The organism is Vibrio sp. St2 (assembly GCF_947311885.1).
GTDB lineage: Bacteria > Pseudomonadota > Gammaproteobacteria > Enterobacterales > Vibrionaceae > Vibrio > Vibrio coralliilyticus.
Map to the genome: position 1 here is coordinate 955,353 of NZ_CAMZNA010000001.1, position 17,759 is coordinate 973,111.

At 42.4% G+C, this 17,759-nt stretch carries 19 protein-coding genes; 6 read left to right on the forward strand and 13 right to left on the reverse strand.

Annotation, left to right across the window (positions count from 1 at the left end; translation table 11 throughout):
* Nucleotides 1-5 precede the first annotated feature (5 nt).
* The 5 genes from QMA41_RS04580 to QMA41_RS04600 all read right to left on the reverse strand — a co-directional run bounded on the left by QMA41_RS04580 (nucleotide 6) and on the right by QMA41_RS04600 (nucleotide 1,546).
* Nucleotides 6-239 (reverse strand): hypothetical protein, encoded by a 234-nt coding sequence (locus QMA41_RS04580; protein ID WP_019275356.1) that lies wholly within the window; start codon nucleotides 237-239, stop codon nucleotides 6-8.
* Complete coding sequence (locus tag QMA41_RS04585; RefSeq protein WP_019275357.1) at nucleotides 236-463, reverse strand: hypothetical protein; 228 nt, start codon at nucleotides 461-463, stop codon at nucleotides 236-238. The genes QMA41_RS04580 and QMA41_RS04585 overlap by 4 nt, the downstream gene beginning before the upstream one ends.
* Nucleotides 451-663 carry a hypothetical protein gene (locus QMA41_RS04590; protein ID WP_281628988.1) on the reverse strand — a complete coding sequence of 71 codons (213 nt, stop codon included), beginning with the start codon at nucleotides 661-663 and terminating at the stop codon, nucleotides 451-453. Before QMA41_RS04590 ends, QMA41_RS04585 begins: the two co-directional genes overlap by 13 nt.
* A 28-nt stretch (nucleotides 664-691) precedes the next feature.
* A complete protein-coding gene (locus QMA41_RS04595) occupies nucleotides 692-1,231 on the reverse strand; it encodes a phage regulatory CII family protein (RefSeq protein WP_281628989.1) in 540 nt (179 codons plus the stop codon).
* A gap of 102 nt (nucleotides 1,232-1,333) precedes the next feature.
* A complete protein-coding gene (locus QMA41_RS04600) occupies nucleotides 1,334-1,546 on the reverse strand; it encodes a hypothetical protein (RefSeq protein WP_019275486.1) in 213 nt (70 codons plus the stop codon).
* A 91-nt stretch (nucleotides 1,547-1,637) separates the two neighbouring features.
* Here QMA41_RS04600 and QMA41_RS04605 point away from each other — a divergent pair, with 91 nt between their 5' ends.
* Nucleotides 1,638-2,264: a phage repressor protein CI gene (locus QMA41_RS04605; RefSeq protein WP_281628990.1), complete on the forward strand. Its 627-nt coding sequence runs from the start codon at nucleotides 1,638-1,640 to the stop codon at nucleotides 2,262-2,264.
* Nucleotides 2,265-2,954, forward strand: coding sequence for an HNH endonuclease signature motif containing protein (locus QMA41_RS04610; RefSeq protein ID WP_281628991.1), 690 nt, complete (start codon nucleotides 2,265-2,267; stop codon nucleotides 2,952-2,954).
* 5 nt (nucleotides 2,955-2,959) lie between these two features.
* On the opposite strand, the gene QMA41_RS04615 is transcribed toward QMA41_RS04610, so the two are convergent.
* From QMA41_RS04615 to QMA41_RS04630, 4 genes are all read right to left on the reverse strand, one after another.
* Nucleotides 2,960-3,895 carry a hypothetical protein gene (locus tag QMA41_RS04615; protein ID WP_281628992.1) on the reverse strand — a complete coding sequence of 312 codons (936 nt, stop codon included), beginning with the start codon at nucleotides 3,893-3,895 and terminating at the stop codon, nucleotides 2,960-2,962.
* Nucleotides 3,892-5,028 carry a DUF3696 domain-containing protein gene (locus QMA41_RS04620; RefSeq protein ID WP_281628993.1) on the reverse strand — a complete coding sequence of 379 codons (1,137 nt, stop codon included), beginning with the start codon at nucleotides 5,026-5,028 and terminating at the stop codon, nucleotides 3,892-3,894. The genes QMA41_RS04615 and QMA41_RS04620 overlap by 4 nt, the downstream gene beginning before the upstream one ends.
* Nucleotides 5,018-6,985 carry a DUF262 domain-containing protein gene (locus tag QMA41_RS04625; RefSeq protein WP_281628994.1) on the reverse strand — a complete coding sequence of 656 codons (1,968 nt, stop codon included), beginning with the start codon at nucleotides 6,983-6,985 and terminating at the stop codon, nucleotides 5,018-5,020. The genes QMA41_RS04620 and QMA41_RS04625 overlap by 11 nt, the downstream gene beginning before the upstream one ends.
* Before the next feature lie 122 nt (nucleotides 6,986-7,107).
* A complete protein-coding gene (locus QMA41_RS04630) occupies nucleotides 7,108-8,283 on the reverse strand; it encodes a DNA cytosine methyltransferase (RefSeq protein ID WP_281628995.1) in 1,176 nt (391 codons plus the stop codon).
* A gap of 143 nt (nucleotides 8,284-8,426) precedes the next feature.
* Here QMA41_RS04630 and QMA41_RS04635 point away from each other — a divergent pair, with 143 nt between their 5' ends.
* The 3 genes from QMA41_RS04635 (at nucleotide 8,427) to QMA41_RS04645 (ending at nucleotide 12,121) form a co-directional block, all read left to right on the forward strand.
* Nucleotides 8,427-9,455, forward strand: coding sequence for a tyrosine-type recombinase/integrase (locus QMA41_RS04635; protein ID WP_281628996.1), 1,029 nt, complete (start codon nucleotides 8,427-8,429; stop codon nucleotides 9,453-9,455).
* Between the two features lie 527 nt (nucleotides 9,456-9,982).
* Complete coding sequence (locus QMA41_RS04640; RefSeq protein WP_006959039.1) at nucleotides 9,983-10,249, forward strand: GrxA family glutaredoxin; 267 nt, start codon at nucleotides 9,983-9,985, stop codon at nucleotides 10,247-10,249.
* Nucleotides 10,250-10,438: 189 nt separating this feature from the next.
* Nucleotides 10,439-12,121, forward strand: a complete 1,683-nt coding sequence (locus QMA41_RS04645) for an aspartate:alanine antiporter (RefSeq protein WP_281628997.1) — start codon at nucleotides 10,439-10,441, stop codon at nucleotides 12,119-12,121.
* 59 nt (nucleotides 12,122-12,180) lie between these two features.
* Here the strand turns inward: QMA41_RS04645 and QMA41_RS04650 are convergent, their stop codons facing one another.
* The 4 genes from QMA41_RS04650 to QMA41_RS04665 form a co-directional block, all read right to left on the reverse strand.
* On the reverse strand, nucleotides 12,181-12,858 hold the full coding sequence (locus QMA41_RS04650; RefSeq protein WP_019276061.1) for an ABC transporter permease: 678 nt from the start codon (nucleotides 12,856-12,858) through the stop codon (nucleotides 12,181-12,183).
* Nucleotides 12,859-12,861: 3 nt separating this feature from the next.
* Nucleotides 12,862-13,602 carry an ABC transporter permease gene (locus QMA41_RS04655; protein ID WP_019276060.1) on the reverse strand — a complete coding sequence of 247 codons (741 nt, stop codon included), beginning with the start codon at nucleotides 13,600-13,602 and terminating at the stop codon, nucleotides 12,862-12,864.
* Between the two features lie 124 nt (nucleotides 13,603-13,726).
* Nucleotides 13,727-14,497, reverse strand: a complete 771-nt coding sequence (locus QMA41_RS04660) for an ABC transporter substrate-binding protein (RefSeq protein ID WP_006959043.1) — start codon at nucleotides 14,495-14,497, stop codon at nucleotides 13,727-13,729.
* 69 nt (nucleotides 14,498-14,566) lie between these two features.
* Nucleotides 14,567-15,337 carry an ABC transporter ATP-binding protein gene (locus QMA41_RS04665; protein ID WP_006959044.1) on the reverse strand — a complete coding sequence of 257 codons (771 nt, stop codon included), beginning with the start codon at nucleotides 15,335-15,337 and terminating at the stop codon, nucleotides 14,567-14,569.
* A 675-nt stretch (nucleotides 15,338-16,012) separates the two neighbouring features.
* Between QMA41_RS04665 and QMA41_RS04670 the strand changes: the two genes are divergently transcribed.
* A complete protein-coding gene (locus QMA41_RS04670) occupies nucleotides 16,013-17,560 on the forward strand; it encodes a DUF3360 family protein (RefSeq protein WP_006959045.1) in 1,548 nt (515 codons plus the stop codon).
* The last annotated feature ends 199 nt before the right edge of the window (nucleotides 17,561-17,759 follow it).

Below are 17,759 nucleotides of genomic sequence, written 5' to 3' on the forward strand. Positions count from 1 at the left end.
CTGTGCTAAGACCAATTACGTTTGATTCGTTTAGCGCGTTGATTGATAAGAGCTCGTTGATATGAGCTTTCTGCTTGTTCATATTCTTTACGCAGGCTTGAAAGCATGCCCTCTCTCACTTGCGCTCGAACTTGTTGTAGCTTCTCAAGCCCTCGCTCTTTGTCTTCCTTCGATAAAGAGTGATGCGGTAGATCCGGGCAAGGCATATGGCATGGGTCGCTATAAACTGGAATGGTCATATTTGAACTAGCTCCTGTGTATCTACTACGATAAATCCGCCCCGCCCTTCGCCTTCACTTAGAACACCGTGACGAACGTGGTTGCATTTCAGTTGCTCGCAGGCTTGGCCAACGGCATCGTCTAGGGAATCGAACTCCCCAAGAGCCGTTGTTTCGGGCTCTTGAGTTTCTTCGTGGCGCTTCATCGCACCATCACCAAAAAGGCGGATTGCTACGTATTGCATGAAGCGTTCTCCTTCTTGGCGATAAGCGTCTTCAATACATCACCTGCTTGCGTGTGCATGTCTCTCCACAAACGAATGTGGGTGCTTTGGAGGTGTTGTTGCCCTTCCACAGGGTTACTTTTGTATTTGCCAATGTTCAGCGCAGCGACATTCTGGAGGTGTAAAGCTTCTTCAGGAGTGTTGATTTCAATCGTAATCATTTCGAAACTTCCTATCTGTTTTCTTCAGTTAACTCAGCCCAGGGACTGGTGCACCGTTGGCAACAAAATCCACTCCCATAGCAAGGAAGGGAGACACGCCTTTAGTGCGTTCTTCGAGATCACTAATCAAAAGCACGAGGTTGCCGATACTGGCCTGTGCTTTCTGAATAATGTTGTGTTTGTTGGTGCGGCTTAGCCGTGTGTTTCCAGCCTGATCCAAAGCCATTTGAGATAAGTCACCCGAGTGGATCGAGTTCTCTAAAGCTCGTTTGATGAAGGTTTCTTCACTCGCATTGAACGGCACATGCGCCGTTACAACCCCTAACCCAAGTAAAAGGCTATTCACTATGGTGTGATTACCGCTCACTTTGGTAATGGCGATAAGCTCAACACAAGTCAGAACATGAGGTTGCTCCGGATTGAGCTTGTTGCGAAGCATCGTTGGGCTCATACCTGTGCTCTCGGCCAGCTTGGTCATATTCTCTGACTTCGCAAATGAACAACACGCTTCGTTAAATGCCAATTGTTTCGTGCCAATAAATTCGCACATTGAGTCACTTTCGTTCATAACCAATACTCAATTGCATACCAAGGAGATGAGAATGAAACCCCAACCGACGATATTGAGCCACAACGGGCAATACTCTTTGGTTGGAACCAGAGACATGGTTTAACCTAAGTTTTGCATCGCTTCGCGTGTCGCCATTTCTAGCAACGCAACCATGTTGATCAATGGTGTTTCCTTAGGTTTTGACTTGGCTTTGATAGGCAGGCGACCGTCAGAAACCCAGTCCATAATGGTTCGTTTGGGCATACCCGAGAATTGCGAGTATTGGTCATAGGTCATGAAAGGCGTGTTTAGGACTACTTGATATGAAAGCATAGTGGTATCCTTGTAAGTTATTGAATGTGTATATAAGTAGTCAGAAGTTGCAGCTCGCTGACTACGCTTTAGCAAATATTATTGATCGCTTATGCCAACTAATCAAGAAGAAATATCCGCTTTTGAGTATTTGAGTGGTAAAGACTTTGTTCAAAGGTTGATCGAAGTAACAGAATCAAAGAGTCAACGAGTCCTCTCTGAGAAACTAGGTGTACCTACTTCAACTATTTCCACATGGGTGAAGCGTGGCTTAACTCCTCATGAAATCGCCGTTAGAGCTCATTTGCATACAGGTGTGTCACTTAAGTGGCTTTTACTGGGTGAAGGAGAGGCATTTCCGAATAGAAGTTCGCACAAACATGACTCTGAGGGTGTGGAAACCAAGTTCCTGTTCGATATCGACTGCTTTAAAATCCTCAATGGCGAATTAATTGAATCTAAAACGCTTACGTTTGACAAATCCTTGCTTGATGATGTTTCTGTTGTGAACGCTATAGCTATTCGTGAGGGCGACTTAACATCAATAATCGACAAAGAAGTTCACCAAGCCGTAAGCGGCACATATCTAGTTGATATGGACGGCCTACTCTCTCTCAACGAAATACAACGTTTACCAGGTAAGAAACTGGCAATCAGCTTTAATGGTTCAACTCTTACTGTTGAAGAGGATGAAGTTAAGGTTGTTGGGCGTGTGGCGTTGGTGATGGAGAAGAAGTAATTGGCAAAAAGAAATGATTGGTCTGAACAAGAGTTATCTGAAGCGGTCGATGCCTATTTGGAAATGCTTCATAAAGACAAGGTCGGTATTCCTTATGTAAAGAGCAAATGCTATCAAAACCTTGCAGATAAGTTTGGTCGCACACCAAAAGCTTTCGGCAGAAGAATGTCGAACATCACGCACATCATGATGCTAATGGATCTGCCAGTCCTTGCAGGCTTGGCTCCCTTAACAAATGTAGGTCCACAGCAATCACCCATTATCGAACGCCTAATTTCCGAAAAACTTAAGCTTCCGTACCTCGGTATTGGTTTAGCAGATGCAGAGATGCAATCCATAGTTAAAGCCAAAAGAACACCTGAAAAACCCATTGGTGATGAAACACCAGGCTTTGTTGAGGCAACAACAAAAATTTACAAGCGGTCAGGTAAGGTTAAAGGTTGGGTTATTCGTAGAGCAAAAGGCCGTTGTGAACTATGTGGTGATGATGCTCCTTTTGAAAAAGAAGACGGCACACCATTTTTAGAGGTGCACCACTTAACTCGTTTAAAGGATGACGGTCCTGATACTGTAGACAACTGCGCAGCGCTCTGCCCTAATTGCCATAGAAAACTTCATTACAGTTCACAGCGAGATGTTTTAACTGAGGAGCTTAGAGAGAAAGTTATTGAAAAAGAAAGTGTTATTTAATCGGTTTATTTTCTTATCTTCTTACGAGGCGCATATCGATCTCGTCGATCATGTGTCGAAATGTGAGGGCCGATAGCAGCAACAGCTATATCCCACTTTTTCCCACAATCTCTAGGTATATATCCAAAATAAACACGCTTATGGTTAAAGCTAGTATTTCCTGAAGTGTTTCTATCCGACGGTTTTAGATGGAATTGACAATCTAATGTCGGATAAGACTTTCCACCATGCTCAAAAGGAAATTTAAAGTTCGGGTGTGAACTCCCTTCTGATGTACATTTATACTTCGTTTTTGCTTTCACCTCACCTAGCTTATCCGGCATACTAACAGCATTTGTAGGACTACTGTCATTTAGTGCTTTCAGACAACTAGTAATTGCTACAGAATAATTACAAAAGCCATCAGTGACTCGATTCAGCGTACTCTCACAGTCATCCTGATAAATAATATTCGTAAAGTGACTAGTTGCTCTCTCATAATAGCTTGATTCACTAATTGGATATTCACCTAAGACCTGTTCATAGTAACTTGCAAAGTCACCTTCACATTTAATACAAGCTAGGCCAGAAACAAGAACTTTAGGTGCATATATAGTGCAGCATATTCCATTTTCTAGGTCTGGTGATGAAGCTAACTTTTTGAGCTCAAGTCCGGTGAATTGCCGATCGAACCCGCTAAAATAACGTCTCTCTAATAACGACTTAAATGCTGCAATCACCATTCGGTCTTGTCCAAATGAAAAATTTTGAAACTGCACTTCCAAAGAGGGACCAAAATAGTTGTCTTTTAAAATATCATTTGCAACTGCAAGTGAAACACCGTGCTGGCTAAACTTACCATTAAGCCCTTTTAGTTGCTCCAACTGCTCTCTTATTTCAGCAAAGCTACTAAATCTTTGAGTTTCAAAACTAAAGTTGGAAAGACCAATTAGAGTTCTCATTGTTCTTGCCCACTCATCAAGATATCCATATCTATCAGCTGTTGATCAAAAAAGCTCTCTGGCCAATCTGACAGTTCTCCCTGCGCATTAACAGTTATAGGTAGTGCTTTACTGCATCTATCCTCTAAATCCGCTACAACTTGGTATATTCTCATAGCTTCGCAGTCGACTTTCCCCAAACGAGGCATTAAACGCATCCCATTAATTAGGTGATCGCTATGTGTTTCTACTATGATCTGAACACCAGCCTGCGCCGTCAATGCAATCAATCTTCCCAAGTAGCTTTGCCCCCTCGGGTGGAGGTGTGCTTCGGGGTTTTCTACGATTACAAGTCCTCCCGGCTTAGTCATCAACATCGCACAAACTATTCCGAGTGCATAACTTACACCGAAACCAACGTTGTGCGGCTTCAGGGAATCAAAAGAATTCTGGCTGTAAGAGCTGATCGCAACAGCTGCCTGCTCAATAACTTTTGTCGAAACTTCTATTCCAGGACTAATTTCTGCCATCCAAGCGTTGATATGATCATGTAGAACTTGGCTTTTTACAGATTGATGCAATCTAGGGTCTTGTGCTACGTCATCACGAACGAACCTACCTCCCACAAAAAAACGGTCGAAGTTTTCAGCATTAGAGAGAAACTCTGCTGTAAACTCGCCTTTAGATCCAAGCCATCGTGAATGAAATTTACTTGAAGTAGTTAAGTCGTAGTTGTTTCTTGGCCCATAGCGCTCAGCTTGAAGGTACTGGAAATTCTCTAAAATTTCTTGAAATACAACTCCGCCATCTAAGCTATTTGAATTAAAGCCATTCAATTCAATTTTTGATGTACGTATATGAGTTTCGTAGTCATCATACCCCCAACTATAATTGTTACCGTCTATAGTTAAGTTAATTTTGAGAGACTCATTTTTTGGACTTTTATGATGAATATCCTTGATAGTTCCGACTTCCGTAAGATCACCATTCAAGACTACCTTTTCACCAAATTTTGACTGTAAAGGTATTGAAATAGCTTGTATAGCTGTACTTTTACCTACAGAATTATTACCACAAAACACTGTTAGCATCGATAACTCAATGCTCTCTTCACGATAACTTTTAAAGTTCAGCAAACTAACATTATTTATCATTACCAAACCCTTTAATTGGCTTTAATTTAACTCTTATCTTCAACGTGTCGTATAGAATTCTTTCGAAAGCTTCAAAGCGATATAAAACGGTTACTCTCTTTCCTGTAGATGTAGATAGAGAGTAATTAAATCCTCGGTTAGCTTCGTCGTACACCTCTGAGGACCATGTTGCCAATGTTTTATCATCAGAATTAATGGCTGTATACAAGGCATCAACTAAAAGGTTGGAATTATCCAATAACACTTCTATCTGGCTATCACTCAAAGCAGAGAAATAACATACCACTAGTTCAAATAGCTGCTTACTAATTGGTGAATTTCTATTAGCCATGTCTTTTCTAAAGGTTGCATGACCAAAAACTCTATATGCTAAATCTAAGCCTTGAGAAAATCTTTCTGAGAGTTCGATATAACTTTCGCTAGTACCTTCAATAATCCTAGAATTACCCGAATCTAGGTTTTCATTATCATCAAAGATTATCTTTCTAGTATTCAATAGTTTCATTGCACACGAAAGGAAGTTATCGTATGTCTCTTTTCCTTTTGTGCCAAACTGTTCGTATCCGAAAACCATGAATGAAACTGCTGATAAGCAAAGTTCCATATCTCGTTGTCTGTCAGCTTTCACTTTATTATGAGTTGATTTTTTAAACTCATTTGATGCAGAAAAATAGCGTAAAAATTTCACACTATTTCCCTTATTAACAGCAGAGCGAATCTCTTGAGGGCTTAATTTTACTCCATACGTATTTATACGATGGAATAGTTCGACCAATATAGAGTCATCCTCCTCCATGTCAATTAAATAAGCAGTAATCGCATACTCTCTTATTTTTCTCTGAAGCGTTCTTTCAAGATCTCTAAAATAAAGCTCATTATAATCTTCTCCTAAGAACTCTAAATTACGAAGTGGAAAGTCCCCGCGAATAAAGTCATACACGCTAGTAATCCGCTGCAAACCATCTACTACAACCCAAGTGCCATCAGGTTTTACCGCAAAATAGAATACTGGAAGTGGCAACTCCATAAGTATTGACTCGATAAGCTTCGCTTTTTGGTCAATAGACCATATCCGGTCTTTTCTTTGGAAATCCGGCTGAAGTTCAATATCATTAAACTGAATACGATCATAAATCAGTGATAAAACAGGTGTAAGCTGACGTATTCTTGGAGTCTCTGTTTTTTTATCTTTCTTCTCTAAACTAACTTCATCAGTAGAAGTGCTATCCTCTCCATCATCGATACCTGTTACAGTTGGAGCATCTAGCATCTGATCATAGGAAAGAGCCAACTGCTCTGTGCTTGTAATTTCTATTTCTCGCTTACAACGCTTTTTCCTATTCGAATCAAACTCCGGAATATTTTGTACAGTAGCCTCTGATACTCTCTCGGTGAGGTCACTCAACATATCGAGTGCTTTCTCTGTATCTTGAATAGAAACCTCACCAGGATATTTATTAAAAACTGAGTCTAAAGACGTAGTTAATTCGTCGAGTAAATTTTTCTGTTCTTGAAGCAAATCTAGATTTGACAAGTTGTAGTAATTGTCTATTTTCTTTCGAAGTACTCTGTAGTCTGACTGTGAAACTTCTAGGAGTGTTCCTAATTCATGAGTCTTTTCAGAGCATAATAAAATATGCTTACGTTTCTTATACTTGAAGTGCTTAACATACGGTAAATTCGCAAACACCGTTTCTGGCTGATTTCGACTACTACCACTGCCAAAAAGGGCTTGATCAACATTGGTAAACCCCTTGTAATTCAGTTCAGACAGTATGTCTTCTAGTTCCCAAAAAAAACGTGCCGTACCCACTTTGTCTGGGTCTGGAGATACGAAGTATTTTTTTTGCTTGCGATCTACTTTGGTCACAAAGATAGGTGGCGTTTTTGGGTTTATGGATTGAAGTTTCTTACCGACTAGAGACTCGATATCAGAGAGAACATCATTAAATTGCATTTACTAATACCCAATATGACTTACATTTGTTCATGGTAGTTTACCACGACTTATATCGAAATGTAGTTATATGCAAGATAACGTTATGAAACGTATAAAAAAGGAGCAACAGGGCTCCTTCTTTACAATGATGCGAGATAATTTCTGATGGTTTTAGCCAAAGCTTCTGAAGCTAGGTATGGCACACCATTGCCAATAGTTTTGAACATATCCGACAACGTCATAGTCGGTGGCAATTGAAAGTCTTTTGGTAAGGACTGGATAGCCAGTGCTTCTGCAGCGCTTAGCCTTCTTGATTTGTAAGGGTGCAAATGCACCTCGTTGTTACCATAAGCTGCAGTCGGTGAGTATCTAAACCTGTGTAACCTCTTGAAAGACTTTTTACTATCGTCACCTTCTTGAATAGTTTTGAACTTGTCTGAATACGGTTTGAAATGATGCTTACTATTTGGGTGTTTGCTTACTTCATTTTTCTTAAACCAATGTTCAACTGTTAGCTCACTAAACTGAGCAAGATGCTTAGGCATTTGACACTTCGAGTTCTCTTTATATTCAGACATTTGAGGCCAAACAGATTTATCAAGAGCATCCGCTTTAACGAACTTCACTTCACGTTCCCAGTGAAAATCCGCCGATAGTTGCTCATTTGATAACTCAGGGTCGACATGCTTTCGGTGTATCCCAAACATCAAAATACGGTCTCGGTCTTGAGGAACACCAAACTCAATACAGTTAGTCAGTCTATCAGTTAGTACATAACCAGATTCTTGAAGCTTCACCTTCATCTCTTCGTAAAAAGCTCTATGTTTTACTGTTCTCCATAGACCTTTGACGTTTTCAAACAAAAAGAAATCTGGTTGGTTCTTAATAATAGAATCGATGTAAACTCGGGTTAGCACCCCATTGTCACCGGCAGAACCTTTATTTTTACCTGCCACTGAGAAGTCTGGACATGGTGGCCCGCCAATGAACCCCGTAAGTGCTTCTTTTTTAGCTTTCAATACTAGTGCTGTGAGCTGTTCAGCTTTTTCACCTGTAACTAGATCATCTATTGAACCATGGTAATAACCATATTCTGGCTCCGGTAAACTCATTTTTTCACGAGAATACTTGTAAGCTTCTAAGAAAGGCTCATGAAATTCATTTACAAATCGAACATCAAACCCAGACATTTCAAAGCCTAGATCTAAAAAGCCGCTACCTGAGAAAAAAGAGAATATGATTGGTTGGTTTGGAGAGGACAATTGAGCGCCTTTGTTATTGCTATTTCTATCAGTAATACTTACCAAACTTGCCATGATACAACATCATGAAAGTCCCTTACATAAGATTCTATGCTAGTTTGGTCATTTCGTTACTGTTCAATAGTTGCGATATAAAACATTGATTCACATTTTGCCACACATATACTGTTTTTATAAACAGTATATGTGTAAATCCTATGTCAATCAGAAACACAAAAGACGGTTCTAAAAAACCATGGCTATGTGAATGCTATCCAAATGGTCGCTCAGGTAAGCGAGTAAGAAAGCGCTTCGCGACAAAAGGTGAAGCTTCAGCTTACGAACGTTTTGTTATGCGAGAGGTAGAAGACAAACCGTGGGCGGGAGATAAACCTGATCACAGAAGGTTATCTGAGATCATCGGTCTTTGGTTTCAACTGCACGGAAAGTACCTAAAGTCTGGGAACCACACAAAAGGAAGAATGCAGCATATCGTCAGTGCTTTAAATGACCCTATCGCATCAAACTTAACGGCCAAACAGCTAGCGCACTATAGAGCTAATAGAACGTCCCTATCCCACATACACAGCCACGCTAATAAAGAGATAGCCATTAGTTCAAGCAACCGAGACATGACTTGTTTAAAGTCCGTGTTCAACAAGCTCATTGAGTTGGGCGAATGGTCTTTACCAAACCCCGTCGAAAGTATTAAGGCGGCCAAAACTCCAGAATCCGAGCTGACTTTCTTGCGAGAAGCGCAGATTTTTACGTTGTTCAAAATCATTAAAGGGACGCCTTTTGCTGATGAGCTAAGGCTTGTTTACAAGATATGTCTTTCTACAGGTGCCCGTATAAACGAAGCAATTCTGCTGAAAGGCGAGCATGTTTACGACAACAAAATCACTTACGTTAATACTAAGGGTAAGCGAAATAGAACACTCCCAATCTCACCTGACTTGTATAAAGAACTAAACCCTAAAAGCTCGGGAAGGCTTTTCAGCGTCAGCTACCAAACTGCACATAAATGGCTATCAAGAGCACTACCTGAATTGCCTGACGGACAGGCAACTCATGTTCTACGCCATACGTTTGCTACTGCCTTTATGCGCAGTGGCGGAAACATCCTAGATTTGAAGGAAGCACTAGGCCATTCGAAGATAGAGCAAACGATGGTTTACGCGCACTTCTCCCCCCATCATTTGAAGTCGGTTGTTTCGCTTAATCCTATTGCTAACCTTCATCTCTAATCAAGAATATGTTTAATCGACATTTAAATGGCAGCTGTCGACCGAAGATAAATGACTACCAAAGGTATAAAAGTACAATCAGTTCAACGATACATAAAAGTGGCGACAAAGTGGCGACAGACAATGAAAAACACCGTTAAAATACGATAGCTATCGTATTAGATAGTTTTCTTAAAGCTCTGGAAATAAAGGGAATAGCAGGTCTCACGGGGTATAGCAGAAGAAAGGATAAGTCATGAACTGAAACATAGCCGAACACTCCTTGCTAATGACTTTCAATAGAGTGCCCTGAAGCGAGAGAAATTAAATTGACACAGTGCAATTTGTGACGATTAGCCTCATAAATAATAAGACTTTCGCGAGCAACTCCACGAGTTAATTATGTCGCTTATTTGGCAAAATTGTATAGATTACGGGCAAAAATCATTCAATAGATTTTACCTATCAAACCAAGAGGTAATTGCGACTTTATTTCCGACTTTGATTCGGGCATAGTTGCACGTAACAAAATAAAGGAGAAAGACAATATGTTCGTAGTTATCTTTGGTCGCCCAGCTTGCCCATACTGTGTACGCGCAAAAGAGCACGCAGAAACACTAAAAGCAAAGCGTGACGACTTCAACTACCGTTACGTTGATATCCACGCAGAAGGTATCTCAAAAGCTGACCTTGAAAAAACCGTAGGTAAGCCAGTTGAAACTGTTCCTCAAATCTTCGTAGATCAAGAGCACATCGGTGGCTGCGATGACTTCGAAGCTTACGCGAAAGAGCACCTAGGTCTTTTCGACGAGTAATCGTTCCAAATTGAAAGAAAGCCGCTGTAATAAGCGGCTTTTTTTTACTTTAAATTAAATCAATATTGTGAATTCGTAGCCCAAGTCAGCTAATAGTAAATTATAAAATTTTTCACTTATCATTTTGCAATATTCAGATACAATTCGCACACTTAACTTATCCTCTGGCACTGACATAAGAGCTGCCCCGTGAACATCGACGTTGTAAATTTGCTTGAGCAAAACCCCATCCTCCTCATCTTTGTAGTACTCGCCATTGGCTTAGCTATCGGAAAAATTCGTTTTGGAAATCTGCAGCTTGGCAACTCAATAGGTGTTTTACTTACCTCTCTCATCATGGGACACCTTGGCTTTACGTTTAATGCCGATGCTTTAACCATTGGGTTTATGCTCTTCATTTACTGTGTCGGTATCGAGGCAGGGCCAAACTTCTTCGGTATTTTCTTCAGGGATGGTAAACACTACTTCATCCTAAGCATGGTGGTGCTAACGACCGCGTTATGTATCACTTATTTCGCTAGCCACAGCATGGGATTAGATTTTGGCTTGTCAGCAGGGATGATGGCAGGCGCGCTAACAGCGACCCCTGTATTAGTAGGTGCGCAAGATGCGCTCAACTCCGGTTTAGCCACAACTCCACGTGGTATGGATTTTTCACAAGTTATTGAAAACTTGTCCGTTGGTTACGCTATGGCGTATCTGATTGGCTTGATCAGTATGATCACATTCGCCAAGCTGCTACCAAAACTTCAAAAGCAAAATCTATCCGATTCTGCTCAGCAAATTGCTCAAGAGCGTGGTTTAGGCAGTACTGGGCAACGAAAGGTTTACTTACCAATCATTAGAGCTTACCGCGTCGGTCAGGAATTGATCGACTGGATTGACGGTAAGAACCTACGAGAGCTCGGTATTTACCGACAAACTGGCTGTTATATTGAGCGTATTCGTCGAAACGGCATTCTCGCCCACCCAGATGGGGACGCCATTCTCCAAGAAGGTGATGAGATTGCACTGGTTGGCTTCCCAGATAGTCATGCGCGACTAGACCCTAGTTTTAGAAACGGCAAAGAGGTGTTCGACCGTAATCTACTGGATTTGCGGATTGTCGAAGAAGAGATCGTCGTAAAAAGTGATTCCATCGCGGGTAAACGCCTGTCAGACCTGAACCTGTCCGAATATGGCTGTTTTCTTAACCGGGTAGTACGCGCGCAGATAGAAATGCCGATGGATTTAGACATCGTCCTAGCTAAAGGTGATGTGCTGCAAGTGAGTGGCGAGAAGAGCCGCGTTCACGGCTTAGCAGAAAAAATCGGCTTCATCTCGATTCACAGTCAGATGGCAGATCTGTTGGCTTTCTGCAGCTTCTTCATCCTTGGTATCATGTTTGGCCTTATCACCATGACCTTTGGTCAAGTTTCGTTTGGCTTAGGTAACGCGGTTGGCCTTCTACTCTCTGGTATTACGCTAGGCTTCTTACGAGCTAACCACCCTACGTTCGGCTATGTTCCTCAGGGCGCGCTGAATATGGTCAAAGATCTCGGCTTGATGTTCTTTATGGTCGGTATTGGCCTAAGTGCTGGCGGTAAGATGTTTGAGCACTTAGCGCAGGTTGGCCCACAGGTCATCGGTCTATCATTCCTTGTGAGTGTGGTTCCTGTCGCACTTGCTTACCTTGTGGGTGCTTATATTTTGAAAATGAACCGAGCACTGCTGTTTGGTGCTATTATCGGTGCTAGAACCTGCGCACCAGCGATGGATATCGTTAACGATTATGCTAAATCGACCATTCCAGCACTGGGTTATGCAGGAACTTACGCTATCGCAAATATTCTGATGACACTCGCGGGAACAGTGTTGATTATCCTCAGTTGATGAGTTCCAGATACAAAAAAGGCTTCCAATCGGAAGCCTTTTTAGGTTTTGAACCACGATTAGCTCAGCGGTCTCAAGTACGCTAGGAATCGCTTCTCAGCTAACTTGAAGCACCAGAGAATCATAAACGTCAGTGCCATGTAGAACAGTCCTGCAGTGAGGAAAGATTCGAACGGCGCATAATAGCGAGAGTTTACCAAGCGTGCTGCACCGGTAAGGTCAACAATCGTGACAATACCTGCAACGGCACTACCGTGAAGCATGAAAATGACTTCATTACTGTAAGCTGGTAATGCACGGCGTAATGCACTCGGCAAAATGATACGGCGGTAAGTCATAAATGTTCCCATACCATACGCTTTAGCGGCTTCGACCTCACCTTTCGGTAAGCCGTTTATCGCTCCTCGAATGATTTCTGCTGTATACGCTGATGTGTTAAGCACAAACGCCACAAGCGCACAGAACCATGCGTTCTCCCACAAAGTATCTTTAACTGGGAAGAACTGATCCATACCGTAGTAAATCAGGTAGAGCTGAACCAGCAACGGTGTACCACGGAAAAAGTAGATAAATGCCCAGCTCGGTCCATTAATTAAGTAATTTGTGCTATTACGCGCCACACCAAGAGGAATCGCGACGCAAAGGCCAATAATCAGAGCTAAGCCCACCAGCCATGCCGTCGTCCATAACCCATCAAGATAAATTGGCAAACTTTCGATAATCAGTGAAAAGTCCATTTCTTACCTCGCATGAATACTGAATTTGCGTTCGACAAGCTTGAGTAAGCCGGTTGAGACACTGGTGAAGAAAAGGAAAATGATCGCAACAGCCATGTAGAAAGTGAATGGCATTTTCGTTGAGCCTGCGGCAAGCGAACTCATACGCACCATATCTTCCAGACCGATAATGGAAACCAGTGCGGTTGTCTTAAGCAGCACCAACCAGTTGTTACCAAAACCCGGCAGTGCATGACGAATCATCTGCGGTAATAAAATGCGTCGGAATGCCAGTACTGGGCTCATGCCATAAGCTTTCGCTGCTTCTAGCTCGCCCTTATCTACTGCCATAATCGCACCACGGAACGTTTCCGCCATGTACGCACCGAAAATGAAGCCAATGGTTAAAACACCAGCAACGAATGGGCTCACATCAATGTAATCTGGTAGATAAGACGTCCACTCATGATTTGGGTCGCTTGAAGCAAACCACTCATTTAACGATTCATTAATGGCATACAAGCTGTTGTTGAGAAGAATTTGTCCGCCGAAGAAAATCAGCATCATTAAAACTAAATCGGGAATACCACGAATCACTGTGGTGTAAAGCGTTGCAATTGCGCGTGCCCAGCGGTATGGCGCCATTTTGGCCAATGCGCCCAGCATGCCTAAAACCATCGCAAGTAGCAGCGAAAGTAGCGCTACTTCTATGGTCACTATGGCCCCTTTAAATATAGAGGCTTCGTATCCTTGTAAATCCAGCATAGGTGAGTTCCTGATCCCTAGACTCAAAGCTTGCTTACTGACTTAAGAGCAATCAACAAGCCATAGATATAATTCGACCGCTGGCTACTTCTAGGAACTAGAACCAGCGGTCGCTTTCCGATGATTACTGACCGTAAACGTCGTAGTTGAAGTACTTAGCAGCAATCTCTTGGTAAACACCTTTCTCACGTAGAGATAGGATTGCAGCATCTAGCTTCTTAGTAAGATCTTTATCTTGCTTACGTACTGCGATACCAAAACCTTCACCGAACCATTTTGGATCCGTTAGTGACGGGCCAACAAATTCGTAAGCTTCACCACCAGCTTTATTTAGTACGCCTTCTTCAAGTGCAGATGCATCGCCAAGAACAGCGGCAACACGACCGTTTGCTAGGTCAAGGTATGCTTCGTCGAAAGAACCGTAACGTACGATCTCAACTTTATCACCGTAGTTATCAGTTAGGTACTTATCGTGAGTTGTTGCACGTTGAACCGCGATTTTTTGACCATCTAGGTTGTCAAAATCTAGACCTGCGCCTTTTTTCGCGATGAATTTGTTAGGGATCAGAGCGTATTTTCCCGTGAAATCAACTTTCTTCTTACGCTCTTCAGTGATAGACATTGCTGCAATGATGGCATCGTATTTACGAGCTAATAGAGAAGGAATAATGCCATCCCAGTCTTGTGCAACAATCTTACACTTAACCTGCATTTCCTTACATAGAGCATTCGCCATGTCTACGTCGAAACCTTTAAGAGAACCATCAGCTTCTGTCCAGCTAAATGGAGGATATGCACCTTCAATACCAAAACGAACTGTCTTCCAATCTTTCGCTTGAGCTACACCTGTTGCTGCCGTAGCAGCCAAAGCTGCAACTACTAACCACTTTTTCATTTCCATACTCCTGTGATTGTGATTTTTATCTTGTATTGTGTCTGTCTTTCGCCTGCTATAAGAGCAAGCTTAGTAAATTGATGAGATGAACTGCTGTAGACGTTCTGAGTCCGGGTTAGTGAAGAGCTTAGCAGGGTCTCCCTGCTCTTCCACTAGACCTTGGTGCAAGAACATGACGTGGTTAGAAACATCGCGTGCAAACGCCATTTCGTGCGTTACAACCAGCATGGTTCGACCTTCTTCAGCCAGATCTCGCATTACACCTAACACCTCACCGACTAATTCTGGGTCAAGTGCTGAGGTAGGTTCATCGAATAGCATGACTTCAGGATCGACAGCCAATGCACGCGCAATCGCTGCACGTTGTTGCTGGCCGCCAGATAAATGGCCTGGGTAGTAATCTTTACGCTCGTAAAGACCTACTTTCTTGAGCAGAAGTTCAGCGTTTTCCAAAGCCTGAGCTTTTGGTACGCCCAGCACATGCACGGGTGCTTCTATGACATTTTCAAGCACCGTCATATGTGACCAGAGATTAAAACCTTGGAATACCATGGCAAGTCTGGAGCGGATACGCTGTACTTGTTTTTCATTGGCAGGAACAGCCTCACCTTGGCGATTGTTTTTCATTTGAATCAACTCACCGTTAACCCAAATTTCACCTTCAGTAGGCGTTTCAAGAAGGTTGATACATCTTAGGAAGGTACTTTTACCTGAACCTGATGAACCGATAATGGAGATAACGTCCCCTTTGTGTGCCTCAAGCGAGATACCTTTAAGGACTTCATTTTGCCCGAATGTTTTGTGCAGTTCCTTTATGTCCAGCGCTGGTACATCATTCATGCGCTAATACTCCCTGTCTTTATTATAATTGCCGACTCGATAAACGGCTTTTCCGCCGGCTAATTGCTGGGTTCCACCCACATTTCGCTACAAACTAGCACTCCCCAGACCAACATGCAACAAATTATTAACCTTCATTTTAGGGATATATAGCCACTTTATATGAGTAAACATTCATTTTATAGAGTAATTCGCTCCATAATACGCATAAATCATTTTAATAAACATATTATCTACCGAAGTGATAAATTAACATTTTTATAAAAACCAGATCTATCTCAACAATTCTCTCAATAATGGAAATTGAAGTGCTCTTTTTCCTCCAATCGATAGTCATAAAACTCACAATGTGAAAATAATTTTCACTTTATAATTCAACGACTCGCATATACGGCCTTCGCTGTGTAGTTTTCTTTCACATTCTTTCATAAAGTGATCTAAATCAATCACTCCTTAGGGGTAGCGCGTTACACTCGCGTCAAAGATAAAAGCCTCAATAAGCGAATTTTTGTCTTTTCTATCGTCTATGCTTAAGCACGTAAAATGCGCTCCACAGACGATAGCTCAAGGACCCAAATGCAGGACGCTAAGTCAGGTTTTTATAAGATCGCCCACCCACAATAATTACGGGCGACTCTTTGAAGAATCATTAACTTTTTAGAATATGAGGAATCTATGTCAGACGCAGTCAATAAACCGCACTCTGATTCGGATATCGAAAACAAGAGCTATCGTGAGCTGCACCGCCCAGCTTCCGAATTTGAGAGCCGTTCAGATTATCTAGATCATGAACTTCAGATCATGAAGCCTCGTCGCTTCGGTTTAAACTTACCTGGTCGTGACTTCCGTTTCGAGCTCGAAGACTTAGTACCCGCTCTAGCAGGCACTATCGGTATTATCGCGATGTACTCAGCGGTAATGATGTCTTGGGCTGAAGGCCTGACCGCTGCTTGGGATCACATCAACCTAGGCAAGGACTTCGCTATTGAGGTGGCACGAGTAGAAATGCTCATCCCTGCTCTTCTATTCTGTGTATTGGCATCTGGTTTCATCAACCCGAAAGCAAACCTCGCAGGTAACCACGGGCCAATGATCCCTCTTATCGGCACCATCGCTTTAGCTGGCGCGCACCCTCTTGCATTGGCTATCCTGATCGGTGTTTTCGGTTTACTGCTGAGCTTCCTGAAAGGTGGATCCAAGTTAGTTAACCTCACGTCAGAAGGTACTGCAGGTGGATTACTGATATTCCTAGGCCTTACCGGCACTATGAGCCAGATAAACTCTATCCAAGCTTGGGCTGTAGGTCTTCAATCAGACACAGTAGCCGCAGGTAGCATGGGCTATGTTGGTCTGATTGTCTTGGCCGTAACCATCGCTCTTTATGCGTTCTTGGCAAAAGTAAACAAACGTTGGCTTGCTATTCCCGTTTGTGCATTTACAGGCTTAGCGATTGCACTCGTGCTTGGCGCAGGCTTCGACATCAAGTTCGTCACAGAAACTGGCTTGCCGAACCTAAACCCAGTTTACTGGTGGGGTAGTACCGAAGAAGGTTGGATGCTTGGGCTACCAAACATGGAGCACTTCATTGCGTCACTACCTTTCGCCATTCTGGCTGTCGCTATGTGGTCTCCTGATTTCTTAGGTCATCGTATCTTCCAAGAACTGAACTACCCTAAAAAGACAGAAAAAGTACTGATGGATGTAGATGACACCATGACCATGTGTTCTGTTCGTCAGATGGTTGGTACAGCAGTGGGTGGCGGTAATATTACATCATCTTGGGGCACTTACATGATCCCAGCTGCGATTGCGAAACGTCCTATCCCAGGCGGTGCAATCCTTCTTGGCCTATTAGTGATGATCATTGCAATTCTTGGCTTCCCGATGGACATCGCTGTATGGCCACCTGTGATGCGTGTAGCATTGCTTGTGGGTGTATCGCTGCCTCTACTTGAAGCTGGTATGCAGATGGTTAAAGACTCGAAAGACTCCCAAGCCGCAGGTATCTGTATCTTCGGTTCTGCTGTCGTTAACCCAGTATTGGCTTGGGCATTGACTATGCTTCTAGATAACAATGGCTTGATTGGTGATAAAGAACGTGCAGCTCGCCTGTCTTTCGTCGATAAAATCGTCATTCCAGTAGGCGTACTTGTTATCTGTCTAATTGCGATGCTGGCAGTGGGTATGCTTGAAGGCCAATACGGTATTAAAGCCTGGCTATAGAAATTCAAAAAAATTGTGGGTGGCAAGCTATGCCACCCTCTTTTTATCGACTTTTTTGAGGATTTATTGATTTAGTTTAAGGTTTGCAATTTTTTTTTAGTTTAACCTTGAAACCAAGTTAATAAGAAACCATGTAAAAGCTAGTGACAATATTTATAGTTTAAAACGCGCACAATGATCGATTTTAGAGACTATACAT